The sequence below is a fragment of the Sphingomonas bacterium genome (genome assembly GCF_903643035.1).
In the GTDB taxonomy this organism is placed as follows: domain Bacteria; phylum Pseudomonadota; class Alphaproteobacteria; order Sphingomonadales; family Sphingomonadaceae; genus Sphingomonas.
Map to the genome: position 1 here is coordinate 1 of NZ_CAHJWW010000248.1, position 4076 is coordinate 4076.

7 protein-coding genes are annotated in these 4076 nt (G+C 70.0%); 3 read left to right on the forward strand and 4 right to left on the reverse strand.

The window, feature by feature from the left end:
* Positions 1 to 100 precede the first annotated feature (100 nt).
* Together HUV01_RS13065 and HUV01_RS13070 are read right to left on the reverse strand one after the other, a co-directional pair.
* On the reverse strand, positions 101 to 439 hold the full coding sequence (locus tag HUV01_RS13065; protein WP_174298660.1) for a P-II family nitrogen regulator: 339 nt from the start codon (positions 437 to 439) through the stop codon (positions 101 to 103).
* Positions 440 to 569: 130 nt separating this feature from the next.
* Positions 570 to 800, reverse strand: coding sequence for a putative signal transducing protein (locus tag HUV01_RS13070; protein WP_174298661.1), 231 nt, complete (start codon positions 798 to 800; stop codon positions 570 to 572).
* A 110-nt stretch (positions 801 to 910) separates the two neighbouring features.
* Here HUV01_RS13070 and HUV01_RS13075 point away from each other — a divergent pair, with 110 nt between their 5' ends.
* Positions 911 to 1417 (forward strand): gluconokinase, encoded by a 507-nt coding sequence (locus HUV01_RS13075; protein WP_174298662.1) that lies wholly within the window; start codon positions 911 to 913, stop codon positions 1415 to 1417.
* Here the strand turns inward: HUV01_RS13075 and HUV01_RS13080 are convergent.
* A complete protein-coding gene (locus HUV01_RS13080; RefSeq protein WP_174298663.1) occupies positions 1395 to 2012 on the reverse strand; it encodes a flavin reductase family protein in 618 nt (205 codons plus the stop codon). The two genes, HUV01_RS13075 and HUV01_RS13080, sit on opposite strands and share 23 nt — an antisense overlap.
* A gap of 68 nt (positions 2013 to 2080) precedes the next feature.
* On the opposite strand from HUV01_RS13080, the gene HUV01_RS13085 reads away from it, so the two are divergent.
* Complete coding sequence (locus tag HUV01_RS13085) at positions 2081 to 3349, forward strand: SAM-dependent methyltransferase (protein ID WP_174298664.1); 1269 nt, start codon at positions 2081 to 2083, stop codon at positions 3347 to 3349.
* Here the strand turns inward: HUV01_RS13085 and HUV01_RS13090 are convergent.
* Positions 3324 to 3731: an EF-hand domain-containing protein gene (locus tag HUV01_RS13090; protein WP_174298665.1), complete on the reverse strand. Its 408-nt coding sequence runs from the start codon at positions 3729 to 3731 to the stop codon at positions 3324 to 3326. The two genes, HUV01_RS13085 and HUV01_RS13090, sit on opposite strands and share 26 nt — an antisense overlap.
* A gap of 103 nt (positions 3732 to 3834) precedes the next feature.
* Here HUV01_RS13090 and HUV01_RS13095 point away from each other — a divergent pair.
* Positions 3835 to 4076 (forward strand): argininosuccinate synthase domain-containing protein (locus HUV01_RS13095; protein WP_174298666.1); only part of this gene is annotated, 242 nt, incomplete at its 3' end.

Consider the following 4076-nt stretch of genomic DNA (forward strand, 5'->3'; position numbering starts at 1 on the left):
TGACCCGCAACCGCACCACCAGGCGTCTGCCCCAGCGCAGGATGCGACACCAGTAACAACATTCCAACAACGCCGACGGCGGACAGGAGCCGCGACGTCCTCACAATGCGCTCGCGTCGGTTTCGCCGGTGCGGATGCGCACGGCATGCTGGATATCCAGGACGAAGATCTTGCCATCGCCGATCGAACCGGTGTTGGCGGCGGACTGCACCGCCTCGACGACGCGGTCCACCACGGCCGTGTCGCACGCCACCTCGATCTTGATCTTGGGCACCATGTTGGTCGAATATTCGGCGCCGCGGTATATTTCGGTCTGCCCCTTCTGCCGGCCGAACCCCTTGACCTCCGTCACCGTCATCCCCGCCACGCCGATCGCGGTCAGCGCCTCGCGAACCTCGTCCAGCTTGAACGGTTTGATGACCGCCATCACCATCTTCATGCCGCGTCCCCCTTGCCGCTGCCCCCGCAAGGAACGTGCCGGACGCTTCGCCTCGGACATGTCGACCCGCCGCCGTGCGGACCGCCCTATTAGCGGGCAGAACCGACGCCGTTGCCTGAAATGCGGGCAGTCAGTCGGGCTCGACGGGCCAGTCGGGCGCGGGTGCCGCATCGAGCAGCGCGCGCGAGGCGGCCGCATCGTCCTCGTCCACCATCACGCGCACCGGGACGACGAGCCAGCTGCCGTCGCCGACCGACGACTCTCCGTCGAACGCGATCGCGGCGATGCCCTCGCTCGCCAGACGTCCGACGACGATGTGCGCGGCGATCCGATCGAAGCGGCCGAGTTCGACGAGCGTCATGCCGGCCTCCTCCCTGGGATCGTCCGGAAGCGCGCGGGACGGCGCGTTTCCGGACAGGCTTCCGGGCCGAGCGCGTGGCGATCGGGTTCGATCCGTGTCAAGGGCAGGCCATGCCGATCGTCGTCATGGGAGTCTCGGGAGCCGGCAAGACCGAGGTGGGCCGGCGGCTCGCCGCGATGCTTGGCGTGCCGTTCTGCGAAGGCGATGCGCTGCACCCGGCCGCCAACATCGCCAGGATGGCCGCTGGGATCGCGCTGACCGACGAGGACCGCGCGCCGTGGCTGGATCGCGTCGCCGCCTGGCTGGCGGACCATCCGACCGGCGTCGCGGCCTGTTCGGCCCTGCGCCGCGCCTATCGCGACCGGCTGCGCGGTTCGGCGTCCGGCCCGAAACGCGAGACCCTGTTCGTGCTGCTCGACGTGCCGGAGGCGCTGCTGCGCGCGCGGATGCTCCACCGGCCCGGTCACTTCATGCCCGCCAGCCTTCTCGACAGCCAGCTAGCGACGCTGGAACGGCCCGGCGCCGACGAATGGGCGATCGTCGTGCCGGTCGCGGGGGACGCGCAAGGTACCGCCGCCGTCGTCGCCGGGCGCGTCAGCGCGGCCGGCCCAGCTTGAACAACCTGTCCTGCGTGATCTCGAAATAGTCGGCCAGACCGCCGCCGCGGGTGATGGGTCGGGGACGGGCGGTCTGGTACACGCCGTCTTCCAGCATACCGGGATCGATGTGGATCATCACCGCCTCGCCCAATACCATGTGCTGGTTGATCTCGCGGCCGTCGGCGGCGAGCAGGCGCACGATCTGGGTGACCCGGCACTCGAACTGCACCGGGCTCCGCGCCACGCGCGCAGGCTTCACCACCTGGGAGGGCAGCCGGTCGAGGCCCGTCATCGCGAACTCGTCCACGTCGGACGCCAGTGTCGCCGAGCTGTCGCTCATGGGTTCCGCAAGGTCGCGCGTGACGAGGTTCCACACGAACTCACCGGTCGCCTCCGCGTTCGCCAGCGAGTCCTTGCCGCCCGTGGACGCGAAGCCGATGATCGGCGGCCTGTAGTTGAACAGGCTGAAGAAGCTGTACGGCGCGAGATTGGCGATGCCGCCGGACGACAGGGTGCTGATCCACCCGATCGGACGCGGCGCGACGATCGCGCTCAGCGGATCGTGCGCGAGGCGGTGTCCGTCCGCGGGGTCGTAGCTGTGCCATTCGGTCATGCAGGGTTCCTGGGTTCGAAACGCTCGCGCCTGGCGTCAACGCGCACGGCCCGGTAGCGGAAGCCTGCATGGCGCTGATAGACTTCTTCCTGCGTCGCGCGGTGAAGCGCGGTACCCTGGCCCTCATCCGCCCCGGAATCCCTCCCGCGACCTTCGGCACGCCGGACCCGGCGCTTCCCGAGGTGACGCTGCGCTTCGCGGACGGGGGGGTGCAGCGCGCGATCGCGCGGCACCCCACGCTGGCGTCCGGCGAGATGTACATGAGCGGCCGGATGACCATCGACGGGGACGACGTGCTCGGCCTCGTCCGGCTGCTGACCGCCAACAGCCCGTGGGAGCGGGGGGCCGACAATCTCGAACCGTCGCCGGCGCGGCGGATGCTGGGCGCGGTGAAGCACCGGATCGACCGGATCAACATGGAGCGCCGCTCGCACCGCAACGTCGCGCACCATTACGACCTGTCCGACCGGCTGTACGCCCTGTTCCTGGACGAGGACCGGCAGTACAGCTGCGCCTATTACCGCGATCCCGCCGACACGCTGGAAACGGCGCAGCACGCCAAGAAGGCGCATATCGCCGCCAAGCTCGCGATCGGGCCGGGGATGCGGGTGCTGGACATCGGCTGCGGCTGGGGCGGGATGGCGCTGTACCTTCACCGGGCGACCGGGGCGGAGGTGCTGGGCGTCACCCTGTCGCAGGAACAGCTGAAGGTCGCGCGCGCACGCGCGGAGGCGGCGGGCGTGGCGGACAAGGTGCGGTTCGAGCTGATCGACTATCGCCGCATCGATCGGGACCGCGACGGCCGGTTCGACCGCATCGTGTCGATCGGCATGTTCGAGCATGTCGGGCCGCCGCAGTACCGCGCGTTCTTCCGCCGCGCGCACGACCTGCTCGCCGACGATGGCGTGATGCTGCTGCACACGATCGGCCGGCTGGGCGGCCCGGGCGTGACGGACGACTTCACCGCGAAATACATCTTTCCCGGCGGCTATAATCCGGCCCTGTCGGAGATCGTGCGCGCGAGCGAGCCGACGCGCCTGTTCCTGACCGACGTCGAGGTGCTGCGGCTGCACTACAGCTACACGCTGCTGGAATGGTACGGCCGCACGGTACGGGCGAGGGACCAGATCGTCGCGCTGTACGACGAGCGTTTCTACCGGATGTGGACCTGGTACCTCGCCGGTGCGGCGATGGCGTTCGAGAACGGGTCGCTGTGCAACTATCAGCTGCAATATTCGAAAGGCCGCCGCACGCTGCCGATCGTGCGCGACTACATGGAGACGGGCGAGCGGCGGCTGGGGGCGGACATCGTCAGTGCGGCGCCACCGGCGGCCTGACCGCGGTCCGCGCCGCCTCCCGCTCGGCGGGGCTGATGACGCCGTCGTGGTTGGTGTCGTAGCGGTCGAACATCTGGCCCATCGTCGCTTCGGACTCGGCGAGCGTCACGCGGCCATCGTGGTTCGTGTCGGTGTGCTCGAACCACAACTGGGTCAGCTGGTGCGCCTGTTGCGGCGTCAGCGGGCGGGCGGCGCCCGCCATCCGCATGTGCGCGATGCGGGCGGCGACCTCCGCCTTCGTCAGGAGGCCGTCGTGGTCGAGGTCGGTCGCCGTGAACTCGGCGCGCAGCTGAGCGAGCGCGGCGGCACGGGTGCTCTGCGCGGTGGCGGGGACGGACAGGATGCTGGCGATCGCCAGGGCGGGGAGGATCAGGCGTTTCATGCCGCGCGGGCTAGCGGGGCGAGGCTAAACCGCCGCTGAACGCCCGCCGGCCGGCCGGGCGCTGGCGGTTGCGCGGCCGTATCGCGCGGCCTAAGCGCGCGCCATGTCCGACACGCGCCCGTCCGCCGCCGCTCCCACCCCCGGCATCTCCAGGCCCGGCATCTCCAGGGTCGTCCTGGCCTATTCCGGCGGGCTCGACACCAGCGTGATCCTGAAATGGCTCCAGCAGCAGTACGGCTGCGAGGTCGTGACCTTCACCGCGGACCTGGGCCAGGGCGAGGAGCTGGAGCCCGCGCGCGCCAAGGCGCAGCTGATGGGCGTCCGGCCGGAGAACATCTTCATCGA